The sequence below is a fragment of the Flavobacterium cryoconiti genome (genome assembly GCF_048158645.1).
In the GTDB taxonomy this organism is placed as follows: Bacteria; Bacteroidota; Bacteroidia; order Flavobacteriales; family Flavobacteriaceae; genus Flavobacterium; species Flavobacterium cryoconiti.
The window spans coordinates 1-16803 of record NZ_JBLNKW010000004.1 but is presented as its reverse complement, the minus strand read 5'-3'; the positions used below and the strand labels follow the sequence as shown (position 1 = coordinate 16803).

Genomic DNA, 16803 nt, shown 5'->3' with positions numbered 1-16803 from the left:
CCTATCCATTCAATGTTAAACTAAAAAATAAATCTTCCTAAAACAGAACAGCTTTATTTAAATTCAAACTGACTTTATGAATAGCACTTCCAAAATCACACTGAAAAATTGTTTTTATGTAACTTTTAAATTACCTTTGAAATGAATGTTCGAGAAGTCATAGCATATAAAAATTACTTTGAAGATTTTCTTCTTGAACAACCGAAAAAAGTTCAGGATAAAATCTTTAAAATTATTGAAGCTATAGAAACTCTTGAAAGAGTTCCATCCAATTATTTGAAATCAATGGAAGGAACAAATGGACTTTATGAAGCCAGAATACAATTAGCTTCAAACATTTGGAGGGTTTTCTGTTTTTTTGACCATGGTAAACTTGTTATTTTACTAAACGGCTTTCAAAAGAAAACACAAAAAACGCCTAAAAATGAGATTGATAAAGCCTTGCTTTTAATGAAACAATATTATCAAGAAAAATCAAATAAAAATGGAAACTAAAAGCTGGAAAGAAATTAAAGATAGTGTTTACGGGGAAAAAGGAACGGAAAGACGGGACGAACTGGAAAGAGATTTTGAAGGATTTAAAATTGGATTGCAATTAAAAAAAGCACGTTTAGAAAAACACTTAACTCAAACTGAACTTGCAGAACTTGTTGATAAAAAAAGAGAATATATTTCCAGAATCGAAAATAACGGAAGTAATCTTACGCTAAAAACCTTGTATGATATTGTAGAAAAAGGTTTAGGTGGAAAAGTCAAAATTCAGATTGAACTATAACCACTCCGTAAAAAATTTAAAAACCCTTTCAAAATTTAAACATTTGAAAGGGTTTTTAAATTTTTCATACTTTTATATTTCAATCCAGTTCCGGCTCCCTTTCCTTTGGAGAGTCCCGAAGCGTCGGGAGGGGAGAGAATCTATTTCTCTTGATCTTTCCTCATTGCGTGATAATACGCGGCACGACTCAACGGCTCGTATTCTTCAGTTTCGCCTAACATGACGAGTTTGTCATTATCGGTTTTACGAAAACTGTAATTCGCTAGATTTCCGGTGCGGGTACATACGGCGTGCACTTTGGTAACATATTCGGCAGTCGCCATTAATGCGGGCATAGGACCAAAAGGATTTCCTTTGAAATCCATATCCAATCCGGCAACAATTACCCGGATTCCCTGGTTTGCCAAATCGTTACAGATTTTAACGATTTCGTCATCAAAAAACTGCGCTTCGTCAATTCCCACCACATCACAACCTTGCGCCAAAATAGCAATATTTGCAGCAGCAGGAACAGGCGTGGAACGGATTTCGTTAGCGTCATGAGAAACTACCATATCATCATGATAGCGTGTATCAATTTCCGGTTTGAAAATTTCTACTTTTTGTTTGGCAAATTGCGCTCTTTTCAGACGACGGATGAGTTCCTCGGTTTTACCCGAAAACATGGAGCCACAAATGACTTCAATCCAACCAAATTGTTCTTTATGATTTACTGTATTTTCGAGAAACATTTTGTATTTTTCTGACTTAAAAAATGAATAGTTTTTATTACTTTGTAACGGATAAAACCGACTTAAAAATTTTATACTTTTACGTCGTTTCAAAAGTATGACATTTTTATTAAAGGTTACTTCTTCCTTAGGCTAAATAAAACTCAGGAAGAAATTTATTGAAAAAGACCCGCCTAACACACTATAATTTCAAAGTTATGAAAAAAAAATTGGAAGCCGATTTAATCAGCATTGCACACAGAATATTACAACTAAAAAATAAATCTGATATCAATCAATTATATCTGGAAACGCAGAAACTGTATGAAAAACTTTCTGTCTTGCGATTTGTAGACGAACATTTTAGTGATGCAAAACCAACTATTGGAATTACTGAAATAGAGAAAAAAATTGAGGAAGTTTTTGACCAAAAGGAAACTACTCAACCTCAAACAAATACAGCTACCGAAGAAACGATAACTGACAAAATAGTTGAAACACCGGCAGAACAAAACGAAGAAATCCCTGTAGCTGCCGAAGAAATAATTTCTGAGAAAACTATCGAAACGCCTTTAGAGGAAAAAGAAGAAATAGTAGCTGAGAAAGAACCAGCAATTGAAGAGGAAATAGTTGCTGAAGAGGAAGATGCAATTGAAGAAGAAATAACAGCTCCGGAAACTGCTCCATTCCTTCCTGCTTTTGAATTATCAGAAGAAGAGGAAGTTGAAGAAGAAAAAGCAGCTGAAATTGAAACGCCAAAGAAAATGGAAGCAGTCCAAATTTCTTTCGAAGATTTATTAGGCGGCAATTACAGCGATGCTCAGTTTGTAAAAGTACATCCGCTTGAAAACATTCCTACTGCCATTGCCATTGATTTCGAAGAAAAGCAATTGGACACCATTGAAGAAGTGAAACCGGAACCGACGGAACCAAAAATAGCTTCCCTAAACGAAAAATTAGCCAAAAATATCAATATCGATTTGAATGATCGCATTGCATTTACAAAACACCTTTTTGGTAACAGCAGTGAGGATTACAACCGTGTTTTAAATCAATTAATCACGTTTGACACGTTCTACGAAACTAGAGATTTTATTCAGGAAATGGTAAAACCAGATTACAATAACTGGGAAGGAAAACAAGATTACGAGGAGCGTTTTATGGATATTATCGAGAAAAAATTCTTGTAATTCCGTTTGAATTGTTCTGAGTGTTCCTTTGAACAAAAACAAAATAATAAAAAACGGAATGAATTTTAAGTTTTAAAATTCATTCCGTTTTATTTCTTATCCCGAAAATTCGGGATGCGTTTAATTTTTTAATTATGTCAAAATTATATATCGTTCCTACGCCTATTGGCAATCTCGAAGACATGACTTTTCGAGCGATTCGGATTCTTAAAGAAGTCGATTTGATTCTCGCCGAAGACACGCGAACCAGCGGAAAATTGTTAAAGCATTTCGAAATTGGCACGCACATGTACAGCCATCACATGCACAACGAACACAAAACCATCGAAAATTTAATTTCGAGATTGAAAGCCGGAGAAAATATTGCCCTGATTTCGGATGCGGGAACGCCTGCCATTTCTGATCCTGGCTTTTTACTAACCCGAGCTTGTGTCGAAAATGGAATTGATGTGGAATGTTTACCCGGCGCAACGGCTTTCGTTCCTGCATTAGTCAATAGCGGTTTACCCAATGACAAGTTTGTTTTTGAAGGATTCTTGCCTGACAAAAAAGGACGTCAAACCCGATATTTGGCTTTGGCAGAAGAAACCAGAACGATGATTTTGTATGTTTCACCGCATAAATTAGTAAAGACTTTAGCGGAGTTCATTACCTATTTTGGCGAAGACCGACAGATATCAGTTTCACGGGAATTATCAAAAATGCACGAAGAAAATGTTCGCGGAACCGTGAAAGAAGTGGCTGCCCATTTTGATAAAATAGCGCCAAGAGGCGAAATTGTCGTGGTCGTAAGCGGAAAAACAATTACCAAAGACCCTAAAAAATCTAAATTTTCATCAGAAGAATAATATAAATATGAGCCTAACATCTTACTTAGAAAAACTAAAACAAACTCCAGAAGCAATCGCATTTACAGAAACTATTGCTACCATTGAAGAAAACTATACTTTTACTCCAACTACATTCCAAAACGGTTCTCAACTGAATACTGCAGGAGAAAATTCAGGTTCTTGTAAATTATTTGCTTTTGCCAAATTACAAAACCTAACCGAGGCAGAAACTTTATCCTGTTTTGGAGCTTATTATTATGAGGACGTTCTGAAAAATCCAGAAGGAACGGATCATCAAAATATCCGCAACTTTATGAAAACAGGCTGGAACGGAATTCAATTTGAAGGCGAAGCTTTGGTTTCAAAATAAAAAATAAAAGTTACTATTTAGTGTCAGGTCGAGCGCAGTCGAGACACATCAATTGGTCTCGACTGCGCTCGACCTGACAAAAAACACTACTGAAAATCTTATAACCCAAATCAACATGCGTTGGACCCTAAAATCAAAACCTTCCGAAGATACCGTGAAACATCTCGCTCAAGCTTTGAATGTGGAAGATTTTGTGGCCACATTATTAGTGCAACGCGGCATTGAAACTTTTGAAGATGCCAAACGCTTTTTTCGTCCCAGTTTAGATGATTTGCATGACCCATATTTGATGAAAGATATGGAAAAGGCGGTAGAACGAATTGAAAACGCAATTGAAAATCAGGAAAATATTCTTGTTTTTGGTGATTATGATGTTGATGGAACAACAGCTGTTTCGCTCGTTTCTTCGTATTTAAGAAGCTATTATCCTAACGTGGCGACCTACATTCCGGATCGTTATGACGAAGGTTACGGAATTTCTTTCAAAGGAATTGACTTTGCTGATGATAATGGATTTTCGCTTATTATTGCTTTGGATTGTGGTATAAAATCCATCGATCATGTTGCTTACGCCAAAGAGCGAAACATTGATTTTATCATTTGTGATCACCATAGACCCGGGAAAAATTTACCAGAAGCCGTTGCGGTTCTCGATCCAAAACGGGACGATTGCACCTATCCGTATGATGAATTGTGCGGTTGCGGAATTGGTTTCAAATTGATTCAGGCTTTAGGCCAAAATCGAGAGGAAACCATCGAAGACTTATTTCCCTATTTGGATTTAGTTGCAGCTGCCATTGCGGCTGATATTGTACCTATGACTGGCGAAAACAGAGTGTTGGCTTATTTTGGATTACAAGTCATCAACTCTGAACCGAGACCCGGAATCAAAGCTTTGATTCACCAAGTAAAAAAACAAACCTTAGATATTACTGATGTTGTTTATATAATAGCACCAAGGATTAATGCTGCCGGGCGCATCAAACACGGCAATCATGCGGTGGAATTATTAACCGAATTTGATTTTGAGCAAGCGCAACAATTTGCCTCAGAAATCGAAAAATACAATTCCGACAGGAAAGAATTAGACAAACAAATCACTAAAGAAGCACTTTCGCAAATTGAAAACAACAAGGAAAAAGAGCGCTTTACCTCTGTAGTTTTTCAAGAGGATTGGCACAAAGGAGTCATAGGAATTGTAGCTTCCCGATTGATAGAAACTTATTATCGTCCCACCTTAGTTTTCACCAAAAGTGGCGATAAATATGCGGCTTCGGCTCGCTCTGTAAAAGGATTTGATGTGTATAACGCACTCGAAGCCTGTGCGGAACATTTGGAGCAATTTGGTGGTCATATGTATGCTGCCGGAATGACTTTAAAGGAAGAGAATTACCAACTATTCAAAGATGCTTTCGAAAAAGAAGTCGAAAAAACCATTCATCCAGATATGTTGACTCCGGAAATTTCGGTTGATGCCGAAATTAATTTCACCGATATAACTCCAAAATTGACTCGGATTCTAAAACAATTTGAGCCTTTTGGACCACAAAATATGACACCTGTTTTCCTGACTAAAAATGTAAAAGATACTGGTTACGGAAAGCCAATGGGGCAAGAAGACGAACATTTAAAACTGTTTGTAAAACAAAATAATTCCGAAGGCATTGCTGCAATAGGCTTTGGCTTAGGCAAAAAATTAGAAACTACTAAAAACGGACAACCTTTTGAAATGGTTTATTCTATTGATGAAAACGAATGGAAAGGAAATGTCAGTTTACAATTACGATTAAGAGATATTAAATAATTAGGTTAACAAAATGAAAAAAACACACGATCCCTACGCAGCCTTGCGTTATAAAGAATTCAATACATTTTTATTATTGCGTTTTGCCATGGTTTTTGCCTGGTCCATGCAATTTATTGTTATTGAATGGCAAGTATATAGTTTGACCAAAAATCCACTTTCACTGGGAATCATCGGATTAATGGAAATAATTCCTGCTGTTGCCATGGCATTATTTGCGGGACACATTGTAGATCAAAACGAGAAAAAAGCACTTCTTTTCAAATGCATTTTAGGATTTTCAGTAATCAGTTTTGGATTATTTTTGTTAACATGGCCGCCAATTGTAAGCGAATATTCTACAAAAGTAATTTTGTACGGCATTTATTTTCTGGTTTTTCTGGGAGGAATTGTACGTTCGTTTCTTGGCCCAACCATATTTTCACTTTTATCCTTAATTGTTCCAAAAAAAGTATATCCTAACGCTGCTACATGGAGCAGTTCGGTTTGGCAAATAGGTTCCGTTTTAGGACCAGCAGTAGCGGGTTTTTCTATTACTTTGATTGGCGTTCACTGGTCTATGTGTTCTGTTTTTACCTGTTCCGTTTTTTCTTTAATCGCTTTGTCTCAAATAGCCGCTAAGCCTATTTTGAATCCAAAAATTGGCGAACCCATTATGGAAAGTTTGAAAGAAGGTGTAAAATTTGTTTTCACTAACAAAACCGTTTTGGGCGCATTATCATTGGATATGGTAGCAGTTCTATTTGGCGGAGCCGTTGCGCTGTTACCCATTTTTGCTCAGGATATTTTGAAAGTTGGTCCTGAAGGATTTGGTGTTTTAAGAGCTGCTCCAGCAGTTGGTTCTTTTTTAACACTGATTGTTTCTGCTTACGTACCAATGAATAAAAACGCGGGATTGAAGCTTTTGTCCGCTATTTTTGTCTTTGGACTTTGTATTATTGTTTTTGGGCTTTCCACTATTTTTGCTTTATCAGTATTCGCTTTGTTTTTAAGTGGTGCAGTTGATGGAATTTCTGTAGTGATACGTCAAACTATTTTACAATTGAAAACACCGGATCACATGCGTGGCCGAGTTTCGGCAGTGAATTCTATTTTTGTGGGTTCTTCCAATGAATTGGGTGCTTTTGAAAGCGGATTGACGGCAAAACTAATGGGAACGGTAACTGCAGTGGTTTTTGGCGGAAGCATGACTCTTTTAATTGTGCTTGGAACAGGAATATTTTCTCCTTCATTTAGAAAATTGGACTTACAAAAGGACATTGATGAACACGAAAAAGGCGAGTAACATATAGATTTTTCTAAAAAAACGCTTAAAATACAATCAGTCGGTAAAATAATCTCAGGATTACTTACCGACTTTTTTTATGACTTTTTTATATTTTTTTATTTAGAATAAATCTAAATAATTATTATATTTGTTTCAAAGAAATCTCAAATGAAATCGCCTTGATTCAAAAATTAGTAATAATAATGGCGAATGGCGATACCATATTCCTTTAAAAAACAAATATTATCTTCATATGAAAGAAATAAAACAGATATACTACAATGATTCAGGAACTTCTTTCTACTGGAAAAAAGAGGATGAAGTGATGCTGGATAAAGTTCAATTAATTTTTAGAGAAACAGGTTTTTATTTTACCAAGCACGAACTACAACTATTTAAATATTGCATTGAAGAAAGTTTTATCCAAAATAAATGCTGCGACGATTGCGAACTGAAAAACAAATGCCACAAATTCTTGCTAAAAACAACTTGTTCCCAAATTGATTTGGTCGTTTCCATGAAAGAATTAAACGCCGTAAAAGACTTAGTGGAAGGTACTCTGTTTAAAATGAATTTAGATGATTATTTGTATGGAGTGGGAATGAATTAGTTTTTTTTTTAAAACTAACTATCGTTAGGAATTAACACTCTTCTTTTTAAGAACTTTTATAATGCAAGAATGGGGCAAAAGAGATGTTTACACAACAGTTACAACTAAGACTTCTTATAGACAGAAACATATCAGAGCCTTTTGTGTACAGGTTTCATTCACCTTTAAAAAAATCAATTGATATTCGGCTAATTATTTCAGGTTTTTCTCCAAACACTTCGTGTGAACAATTTGGAATTACACAAAACTGACTGTTTTTTATAGCATTATGAATCTCAATGCCGTGTTCTAAAGTATACATATCATTGTCGCCATAAACCACTAAAGTTGGCGTTTTTATTGCTTCTAAATCAGTTTTTGGAAAATATTGTTCTTGAAACCACATTTGTCTAGCCTCATTAACATATCTTTTCCAATCTTTTGATGATAGTTTTTGATAATATTTTATCCAATGTGGCCAATTTTTTTCGATCCAATTTGTATCTGTCCAATTTTTAGCCTCTTCTATATTTTTAAATCCTTCAATTTTATAATTCGCTCCTGAAATTATTAATTTTTTCACTTTTTCAGGTCTGTTTTTTGCGAGAATCAAACCAGTAATTGCACCATCACTCCAACCAATGACATAAAGGCTATCTAGTTTTAATTTATCAATGATTTCCGAGTTGTACTCTGCCAATAATTTATAACTTAATGGAATATCTGAGTATTCTGAGCGACCGAGTCCAGGCGCATCAGAAATAATAACTTTATATTTTTTTGAAAGAATTGGAATAACATTTTCAAAGTCGATAATACTTCCAAATCCTCCGTGTATTAACAATAGAGGAATTCCTTCTCCGTACTCTTCATAATAAATTTTCGTTCCTTTAATTGTCAAATATTTTCCATTATTTGAGCCGTATTTTATTTGGGCAATTCCACTTAAAGAGAAAACCAATGTAAAAAACAATATTTTAAATCTCATATTTTATACGTTTCGTTTTTTTTTTAAACTGGGACACAACTCATTTATAGCTCTGACACATTGCTTTGATATTCATCAAATATATACAAAAGAAAACACTAATAGAAAACCATTAGTATATTTGTAAGTTTTTTAAACAGTACAAAAAACAGGAAGTCAAAAAAAACCTTGAAAAATTATTGATACTCTTTGATTTCGAAAGTCTCCCCATCAAAAACGCCATAGGTAAAATAAGTGATCCAATCACCCAAATTAACATATTCGGAATTTTCTCCCACTGTTACTTTCATAGGTAAATGACGGTGTCCAAAAACAAGGTAATTGTAGTGCTTGGTTTCCAGTTTTCTTTTGGAATAAAGAATCAACCATTCCTTGTCTTCGCCAAGAAAGGTCACGTCTTCATCACCTGAAATCAGTTTATTTTTTACGGAAAGATATTGCGCCAGCCCTACTCCAATATCCGGATGAAGCCATCTAAAAAGCCATTTAGAGAATGGATTTGTAAATACTTTTTTCATTCGTTTGTACCCCAAGTCGCCGGGTCCTTTTCCGTCGCCATGTCCCACTAAGAATGTTTTATCGCCAAAAGTATATTCTTGATTGTCATGATACACCGGAATATTCAATTCTTTCTGGAAATAATCTTCCATCCATAAATCGTGGTTTCCCACGAAGAAATAAATAGGGATTCCGCTGTCGCGAATTTCGGCCAGTTTGCCTAAAACACGGATAAACCCTTTTGGAACTACTGTTTTGTATTCGAACCAAAAATCAAACAAATCACCTACTAAAAAAATAGCTTCCGCATCTTTTTTTACCTCATCGAGCCAAGCCACAAATTTTTGTTCTCTTGGAAAACTCAATTCTGGTGTTGGTGCTCCAAAATGCTGATCAGAGGCGAAATATATTTTTTTGTTATTTGGTAATTGCATGAAGCTACAATATAGATTTCACATTATCACTGGCAAACCATTCGGCGAAAGAAGATTCCGTTTCTTGCAATTTTAACGAGAAAAGTTTAATTCCTTCCGGTAATCTTCTCATTATTCTTTGAGAAAAATCGACTACCATATTCTCGCTCGTTGGCTGATAATCTACCAAAATAACATGATGTCCGCGATTTTTCAATTCGTTTGCCAATTCAATATGAGGAGTTGTTTCGTTAAAAACCGTTGCATGATCAAATTGATCTACAATTTCTTCTTTTACAATTTTCTTCAAATCAGAAAAATCGATTACCATTCCAAATTTTACGTCGTTACGGTTTTCGATTGGCTGCCCTATTACGGTTACTGACAATTTATAACTATGCCCGTGAACATTTTTACATTTCCCGTCATAACCATATAAAGCGTGACCGGTTTCGAAACCAAATTGTTTTGTAATTCTGATATTGCTCATCGGAGTTTAATTTTGATTGCAAATTTAGCAAATTGATATGAGAAATGAGTTGTAAATATTGGTATTCGAATTCCACCAAGGTCTAGCCCTGATGGAAGCGGCATCCTATTGTGGCGGGGTTCGCCACAATAGATATAGCGGACAGCAGGAAATAGCTCCTGAAATAAATTCTAAAAAAATTACTTTTTGAATTGAGACAAAGCCTTTTTGGTAAAATCAGACAACACTAATCTTCCCGAAATCTCAGCACGCTCCAGCAATAGTGTTTCCCAATCTTGAGTTCCTTCCCACAAGACTTTTTTCATTTCGGCTAATGCTTCTGGATTATAGCTGGATAATTTAGCACTGAAATCAGCAATTGCATTATCAAGTGCTTCGACAGTTTCAAAAGTATTGGCATACAATCCTTTCTCATTTGCCCAATCGGCTGTTTTCCATTCGTGCGCTGCCAGTGTCATTTCGGCCATTGCCATTTTCCCCATTTTTCTGGAAACTACGGGTTCTATTACAAAGGGTCCAATGCCTATCGCCAATTCTGATAATTTTATAGCAGCATTTTTTGTTGCCAATGAATAATCGCAAGCGGAAGCAATTCCTACGCCACCACCTACAGCTTTGCCGTGAATGCGACCAACAATTAGTTTTGAGCACGAACGCATGGCATTAATCAAATGTGCAAATCCCGAGAAAAATCGGGTTCCTTCTTCCTGATTAGAAACCGCCAAAAGTTCATCAAACGAAGCTCCGGCACAAAAAGCACCTGTTCCTTCGCTTTTTACAATTATCACCGAAACAGCAGCATTAGCACTCAAACTATTGAATTCATTTGTTAAACGGTCTAACAATTCTCTCGGAAAAGAATTGCTCGCCGGATGACCAAATTCAAGTGTTGCGATTTTATTTTCGATTGTTGTGATGAGCGAACCTGTTGGAATTTCTGTTACCATAGCACCTATTTTGATGTAAAGTTAAAAAAAGTAAAGGATGCTTTGGCTTTTTTTTCAAATAGTATGGATTTGTATTTATGAAATTTGCTTTTTGCTTTATTAATATCTTATATTTGCGATATAGTTTGGGGGATTAGCTCATTTGGCTAGAGTGCTTGCCTGGCAGGCAAGGGGTGACCGGTTCGAATCCGGTATTCTCCACCAGTAAAATCAAGCCTTACAGAGATGTAAGGTTTTTTTATTTTATCTAAGTGCTCTTTTAGAGTGCACTTTTCGAAAAATGATATAAAGTAACTCCACTCTATTTTATTATTGAGTTTCTATGTCATAATGATGTCGGATTGGAATCTTCATCAATCTTCAATTTTAGCCGCTTGCTTTTTTTCATATTCTTCTTTGAAAATTGCAGGAAATACCAAGTCAAGCTGTGGGGGTTGTTTCCACAATCCTTTTTTATTGAAATATTTATCTATAAACACCGAAAATGGAATAAGCTTAGACATCCTCATTTGTTTGTAATCTTCCAAATACTTGTCATATTCTTGTTGATATTTAAAGTTTCTCTTTTTTTGTTTTTCGATTTTTTTGTTTTCGTTATAAATGTTTAAGATTTCATGCAATGTAATGTCGTTGGCTAATCCAACCTGATTGTAGATAAGCGAATCAATATTTACTATAGATAAGGGTTTAACATGATAGATAAACAAACCTTCTTCCGCTAGCTGCAATAATTCATCCTGAAACCAAAAATCGATAAGTTCATTAAATCCTGCGGTATCGTATTGATGGTCATGAGTAAGCAATACTGGATAAATGAAAATTTCTCTGTAGTAATAGCCTTTATCAGCAGGAAACTCATTTTTTAGAATTTTGCGTATACTGTTTATCAATTGCATAACTGCTTTTGACTTTATTTTGCCATCTGGCAATTCTTCATAATCCAATACTCTACCAAATTCTTCTTCATATACATTGAAGTCGAAGGACATTTTTTTATCTGCGGTAATCAAGAAGTCCTTTGATTCGACAAGCAAAATATTTTTGCCTTTTCTTACATAATAATCAGGTGCACCGTCAATTTTCTTATCTGTCAATTCTTTACCTGAAAACCGAATGCAGTTATTAGGATATATGCTTTCCATTACCTTGTAGCAAAGTATCTTTTCTGAAAATTCGTCTCCATAAAAGCTTTTGATTTCTTTTATTCTTTGAGATGAGGGAAGAGTTTTATTTACATCTCTTAAAAGGAAATAAACTCCTTTGAAAAGCTTTTCAACCACAAACAAATTGAAGATGATACGGTAAACGCCATCCTTTAATTTGTAAAATGGCTTTGCTCTGATGGTAAGGAAATCATTTTGGTCAAGTTCGTCATTTTCCTGAATCATTAACTTTTCAATAAAAGAACAACTCTGTTCAAAATTATCTCCAAGCTCTACAATGATGTCGGTATGAGCTTCTCTTTCATTCGTTATTGCAGGAATAGTTAATGGTAAAATACTTTTCAAATACTCTTGCCATGTATCACAATTGAAATAAGCTAAAAATGCAGCCAATAGGGGCTGTGCTTTTTCATTTGACTCAAGAAACTGAAAGAGATAAATTGCCTTAATCATTTGTGTTGTCCAAATCTGATAGATGTCAAAATTTGATTTATCTGATACAGGATAATCCATACAAAACATTATCATTGGAATTTTCAATTCCTCGTCACTTCCTTTTAGTGATGCAAAGGCAATACTTTGTTTTTCTGTAAATTCCGTATTTAAAGCTAAGTAAGCTTTAAACAAATTAACTTCTGCGTCTGCTTCTGTTTGAGTTTCGGCTTCTTCAGGCCTTGAAAAAAAATATTCAAAAAGTTTCAAACTCGAATAAGTATTTATTATTCCAATATTAACTCCTTTTTTTTCAATCTCTTTTATTCTATCATAAACTTGATTTGCGAGCTCGCTATTTTCTTGTCGGAAGAACATTTCCAGAAACTCCCCGATGTCATCAAACTTTGATTTTTGATTATTGAAACCTAAAAAATAAGCGGCTGCATTTAAAATCATCTCTCTACTGCATCCTGACAAATAATGTTCGATTGATAATCTTTCTTCTTCTGGAAAAGCAACATTAAATTCTAGAATTTGTCCCATATGAACTGCATTGGAGAAATATTGTTTTTCAGTTTTCAAAATGGTTTTCATATTTGGTTAATCAATGGTTTCTGTGTCGTTCGTTATGTTTGCACAAATGGTGTAGAGTAGTATTTTCGACTTAACTAAAATACAATTAAAAACGGTAATTCCATTAAATTTGCAAATGGTTAAATACGCGTTGTTGGTGCTGTATTTATTGTTCTTCTATTATGCATATAATTTTGTTGTTATTTATTTCAAAGTTGATTTGCTTATATCTAAGTGTGTTTTTGATTTCTTCCTCGTGGTTGGTTGTAATTGGATAAAATTTAACTCCAATTGTAATGTGCGGTAAATTTATACTCCAAGACGACCTAATTTTAAAATTTTTTGCAAATAATTCTTGATTTGGGGATTTTATGTAAGTTTCAAATTCTTGAATCCCTTCAATCAGTAATTCTGTTTTCCACCGAATTCTTTTTTCAAAAATTATGTTTTCATCAAGATTTTTCAAAATTCCTTCTGTTTCAGATTTATTGCAAGAATTTATGAAATCTCTAATAAGTTTGCGTGGAAGTTTTTGTTTTTCTCTTATTTCTTTCTTTTGAGCTTGAATGTAATCTTTAAAGTCTTGATTTACTATTTCTTGAATTTTGTAACAACCATTGTCGAATGCTTCAATAGGTGATTTATATAGTTTGTCTTTTATAATTTCGACTTCTTTATTTTCATCATTGCTTTTAAAGTCATTTAGAAGTAAAAAACCTTTTTCATCAGTTGCTTTATTTATTCCATTAACAATATTGATATAATAATTTTGTTCATTGCTACCAAACAAAACCTTTATTTTAGGATTGAATTTTTCAGTTTTTATGTTTGATTTTTTTATAAGATATTTTACTTCATTTAGAGGGTTTTCAATTCGTCTTCCCCAACCATCTGTTGAAAGTTCGGATTGATATCTTGATAATTGTAACCTTATCTCTTTTCTACCGTTTTCAAGGTTTGACGTAAATTCATATTCTGAAAAAAAATTAAGGATTTTGGCATCAAATTCCCATTCTTCGTAATCACTTACAAAATCTATTTTATAATGATTTTCATATTCAATGATGTAAACTGGAAACTGAATATTTGTTTCAATGATATTTTGCTTAATAACTCCTATGTCAGATTTTCGATTAATCAATATAGTGATTTCAGTTTCTATCATTTTATACGATTTCAGTTAATATGGAACATAACGACCTTTAACTACAGCTGGTTTTAGGCTAAATTAAGCCTATTTTTTGATTTCCAAAATCCGTTTTAGGAGTTGTTATGGGCAGTGTTATTTGCGAGTATTAGATTTTCAAAATATTCAACTTTTAATTCAGTTGTTTTGTTATGACTATTTTCAAAACCAATTATATATTGGTCAATAAATTTTATTCTGGAAAATTCAGTGTCATCTTCTTGTTCCTTAATTTCAAAAAAATGGTTGTCAGTTAAAAGTATAGTCTCATACTTGTTTTTAAAAATATTTTTTGAATTAGTATTTATATTAGTACCAAAAACCCAATTTGTGGTCATATAATTATTAGATAACCAACCCCCAAATTTTGGTGCAATATGAATATTCCAATAAGTAGTTTCAGAGTTATATAGATGATTGTATTTATCTGCCAGATTAAAAGCGTGCATAATTGCCTGAACTCCTGCTTTTCTTTCAAATTTTACAAGAAAATCTGTTACTTGTATATTGCCCTTTATGAATTCAGATAAGTTTTTTAAATCTGCTTTTATATTGGATGTTACAATTTTGCACCCAGCATGTTTGGCATAATATCTATAAAGATTGACTTTTTCTAATTCCCAATTTTCACCATATATTTCTTCAAAATCTATAACTTGAGTTTTTAAAATTTGCTCGTGGTTTTCGAAACAAAAAATCACAAATTTATCATAAGCATCATCATGAGGACGAGTTAAATTATTATTACAATTTGTACAAATTACTTTTGGGAATTTTAGACTTTTGTCTTTATACGAATTTAACTCGATTATTTTTTTACTAATATATAAAGCATTCATTTTTTTACCATGGAATCTTTTTAAATCAGAAGCTTTAAACTTGTGTTCTTCTGAATCAGCTATATTTGAACAAATCCAACAATTATCCATCTTTTAGTTTTACGGTTTTTTGGTAACATTGCCAATAACTGGTATATAGACTTTTAAAAAACCAATGTACATTTTAATTTTTACAAATCATCAAATGAATATTTTATTTGTTGGATACTTTTTGAGCTAAGAAGGGTCTTATATCTCTATGATTTTGCTTTTTTAGAAAATACTATTCATTAAAATACCCAAACCCCATTCTGTTAATTTCTTTTACGACCTGAACCTTATCAATATAATTGTTCAATGTTACTTTTGCAGACCTTTGATACCCTAATGACTCAATGAAACCAGTTTTGGTATGCAATTTTGTTAGAAATGTTTTTCGCAAATGCTTAATGCTAAAATCATCACTGAGTCCCGCTTTCTTTCTGAAAAAAGTAAACGAATGACTTACTTGAGTTTTAAGAGTTTTTCTAGAAATATTATAATCATCGGCAATCAGATATTTATCAGCACCTAAATACTTCTTATACTCCAATCTATTCAATAAGTTTTCTAACTCAATTGAAAATGGAATCATAACTTTTTTAGGAGCCTTGGTGTTGTTCCAATTATGAGCCCTTTCAAATTTCAAATCTGTACCGACTAAATGTTGAACGTCCCCATTATCATCTAAAACAATATCGGAGAACTTTAAAACCATAGTTTCTTCGATTCTCATTCCAGTATAAGCAACCAACTCTATTGCATTTTTCGTATAAGGTCTGTACATATTCTTTCTTCGTCCTTTTGGATTTATTTCTATAGACTCATCACCTGATATCACTCCTAATAATTTTTTAAAATCATCATCCTTTATACTTGTTGGGTTCATACTTTCATATTTCAATTTTACTTTTCCAAAATAATTTGGAACGTTGAAACCCTTGTGATTAATTAAAAAATTATTAAAATTCTTTAATGCCTTTGTATTATGATTATAAGTAGATGCCATCTTGCAAGTCTCATCTAAAGAATCATAATATTTTCCAACGATAACATCATTCAAATCATAGATTTTAAACTTGTTGAGGTCGAACTTATTATCTTCTAGAAACTTACTAAATCTAACAAGATACTGAACTGTCGTTGTAATATATCCTTTTGTACGAGGTCTTTTTTGATGATTTGGGACATCAACATTTTCAAGCCAATCGGCAAACATCATAATACAATCTTTCAATAATTCATTTTTAACTTCAACTTTTGGAGCCTTGGAAATGAACTGAATTGGATTGGATAATTCATGTTTGAAATCAAGTAGTTCCTTAATCGCATCATCGTACTCCAATGCTTTCAAATCCCTCGTTTTACGACTTCCATTCTGCCTAAGTATTGCTTTGTATTTCTGCTTCTCAAATGGATGCTTACAGTCCTTGTAAACATCTTGTGAAACCTCAATGAGTTTGTTACATTTCTTACACACTATGTGCAACCCCGTAAATTTTTTATATTTCAATATTTTCATAGTTTATAATTAGATTTAATGCGAGTGTACTTTATTTAAGTGACCCGCCAAATAATTTTTTGGACAATTTTCCCTTTGGTGCAAATTCCAGTGATATTGACCACCCAATTCCAATTTAAAGTGACCACCTGATTCCAATTCAAAATGACCACCTAATTCCGGAGCAAAATGACCACCTCCATTTTTCATTAAAAAC

Annotated in this window: 18 protein-coding genes and 1 tRNA gene; 9 read left to right on the top strand and 10 right to left on the bottom strand. The window is 33.5% G+C overall.

Features of this window, described 5'->3' with window-relative positions; translation table 11 throughout:
- The first annotated feature begins 141 nt into the window (after positions 1 to 141).
- Positions 142 to 495 carry a type II toxin-antitoxin system RelE/ParE family toxin gene (locus ACM55H_RS07095; RefSeq protein ID WP_416835860.1) on the top strand — a complete coding sequence of 118 codons (354 nt, stop codon included), beginning with the start codon at positions 142 to 144 and terminating at the stop codon, positions 493 to 495.
- Positions 485 to 775, top strand: coding sequence for a helix-turn-helix transcriptional regulator (locus ACM55H_RS07090; protein WP_416835859.1), 291 nt, complete (start codon positions 485 to 487; stop codon positions 773 to 775). The genes ACM55H_RS07095 and ACM55H_RS07090 overlap by 11 nt, the downstream gene beginning before the upstream one ends.
- A 140-nt stretch (positions 776 to 915) precedes the next feature.
- On the opposite strand, the gene ACM55H_RS07085 is transcribed toward ACM55H_RS07090, so the two are convergent.
- The gene (locus tag ACM55H_RS07085; RefSeq protein ID WP_039108599.1) at positions 916 to 1506 is read right to left on the bottom strand and encodes a thymidine kinase; all 591 of its coding nucleotides are present in this window, start codon (positions 1504 to 1506) and stop codon (positions 916 to 918) included.
- Between the two features lie 197 nt (positions 1507 to 1703).
- Here ACM55H_RS07085 and ACM55H_RS07080 point away from each other — a divergent pair, with 197 nt between their 5' ends.
- The 6 genes from ACM55H_RS07080 to ACM55H_RS07055 all read left to right on the top strand — a co-directional run bounded on the left by ACM55H_RS07080 (position 1704) and on the right by ACM55H_RS07055 (position 7556).
- A complete protein-coding gene (locus ACM55H_RS07080) occupies positions 1704 to 2675 on the top strand; it encodes a hypothetical protein (RefSeq protein WP_416835857.1) in 972 nt (323 codons plus the stop codon).
- 134 nt (positions 2676 to 2809) lie between these two features.
- Positions 2810 to 3523, top strand: a complete 714-nt coding sequence (gene rsmI, locus ACM55H_RS07075; protein ID WP_416835856.1) for a 16S rRNA (cytidine(1402)-2'-O)-methyltransferase — start codon at positions 2810 to 2812, stop codon at positions 3521 to 3523.
- A gap of 7 nt (positions 3524 to 3530) precedes the next feature.
- On the top strand, positions 3531 to 3875 hold the full coding sequence (locus tag ACM55H_RS07070; RefSeq protein ID WP_416835855.1) for a HopJ type III effector protein: 345 nt from the start codon (positions 3531 to 3533) through the stop codon (positions 3873 to 3875).
- A 115-nt stretch (positions 3876 to 3990) separates the two neighbouring features.
- On the top strand, positions 3991 to 5679 hold the full coding sequence (gene recJ / locus ACM55H_RS07065) for a single-stranded-DNA-specific exonuclease RecJ (RefSeq protein ID WP_416835854.1): 1689 nt from the start codon (positions 3991 to 3993) through the stop codon (positions 5677 to 5679).
- Positions 5680 to 5692: 13 nt separating this feature from the next.
- A complete protein-coding gene (locus ACM55H_RS07060; protein WP_416835853.1) occupies positions 5693 to 6964 on the top strand; it encodes an MFS transporter in 1272 nt (423 codons plus the stop codon).
- Between the two features lie 235 nt (positions 6965 to 7199).
- Positions 7200 to 7556 (top strand): hypothetical protein, encoded by a 357-nt coding sequence (locus ACM55H_RS07055; protein WP_416835852.1) that lies wholly within the window; start codon positions 7200 to 7202, stop codon positions 7554 to 7556.
- Positions 7557 to 7710: 154 nt separating this feature from the next.
- Here the strand turns inward: ACM55H_RS07055 and ACM55H_RS07050 are convergent, their stop codons facing one another.
- The 4 genes from ACM55H_RS07050 to ACM55H_RS07035 form a co-directional block, all read right to left on the bottom strand.
- A complete protein-coding gene (locus ACM55H_RS07050) occupies positions 7711 to 8523 on the bottom strand; it encodes an alpha/beta fold hydrolase (protein WP_416835851.1) in 813 nt (270 codons plus the stop codon).
- Positions 8524 to 8699: 176 nt separating this feature from the next.
- Positions 8700 to 9455, bottom strand: a complete 756-nt coding sequence (locus ACM55H_RS07045; protein ID WP_416835850.1) for a UDP-2,3-diacylglucosamine diphosphatase — start codon at positions 9453 to 9455, stop codon at positions 8700 to 8702.
- Positions 9456 to 9459: 4 nt separating this feature from the next.
- On the bottom strand, positions 9460 to 9924 hold the full coding sequence (locus ACM55H_RS07040; protein ID WP_416835849.1) for a 6-pyruvoyl trahydropterin synthase family protein: 465 nt from the start codon (positions 9922 to 9924) through the stop codon (positions 9460 to 9462).
- A 179-nt stretch (positions 9925 to 10103) separates the two neighbouring features.
- A complete protein-coding gene (locus ACM55H_RS07035; protein ID WP_416835848.1) occupies positions 10104 to 10871 on the bottom strand; it encodes an enoyl-CoA hydratase/isomerase family protein in 768 nt (255 codons plus the stop codon).
- A 127-nt stretch (positions 10872 to 10998) separates the two neighbouring features.
- Here ACM55H_RS07035 and ACM55H_RS07030 point away from each other — a divergent pair.
- Positions 10999 to 11075: transfer RNA gene (locus ACM55H_RS07030), tRNA-Ala, on the top strand.
- A 149-nt stretch (positions 11076 to 11224) separates the two neighbouring features.
- On the opposite strand, the gene ACM55H_RS07025 is transcribed toward ACM55H_RS07030, so the two are convergent.
- From ACM55H_RS07025 to ACM55H_RS07005, 5 genes are all read right to left on the bottom strand, one after another.
- Positions 11225 to 13063 (bottom strand): hypothetical protein, encoded by a 1839-nt coding sequence (locus ACM55H_RS07025; RefSeq protein WP_416835847.1) that lies wholly within the window; start codon positions 13061 to 13063, stop codon positions 11225 to 11227.
- A gap of 145 nt (positions 13064 to 13208) precedes the next feature.
- Entirely contained in the window at positions 13209 to 14207 is a 999-nt protein-coding gene (locus tag ACM55H_RS07020) for a hypothetical protein (RefSeq protein ID WP_416835846.1), read from the bottom strand.
- Positions 14208 to 14302: 95 nt separating this feature from the next.
- The gene (locus ACM55H_RS07015) at positions 14303 to 15157 is read right to left on the bottom strand and encodes a hypothetical protein (RefSeq protein WP_416835845.1); all 855 of its coding nucleotides are present in this window, start codon (positions 15155 to 15157) and stop codon (positions 14303 to 14305) included.
- Positions 15158 to 15329: 172 nt separating this feature from the next.
- The gene (locus ACM55H_RS07010) at positions 15330 to 16565 is read right to left on the bottom strand and encodes a tyrosine-type recombinase/integrase (protein ID WP_416836081.1); all 1236 of its coding nucleotides are present in this window, start codon (positions 16563 to 16565) and stop codon (positions 15330 to 15332) included.
- 57 nt (positions 16566 to 16622) lie between these two features.
- Positions 16623 to 16803, bottom strand: a 181-nt coding sequence (locus ACM55H_RS07005; RefSeq protein WP_416835844.1) for a hypothetical protein, incomplete at its 5' end; no start/stop codon positions are given.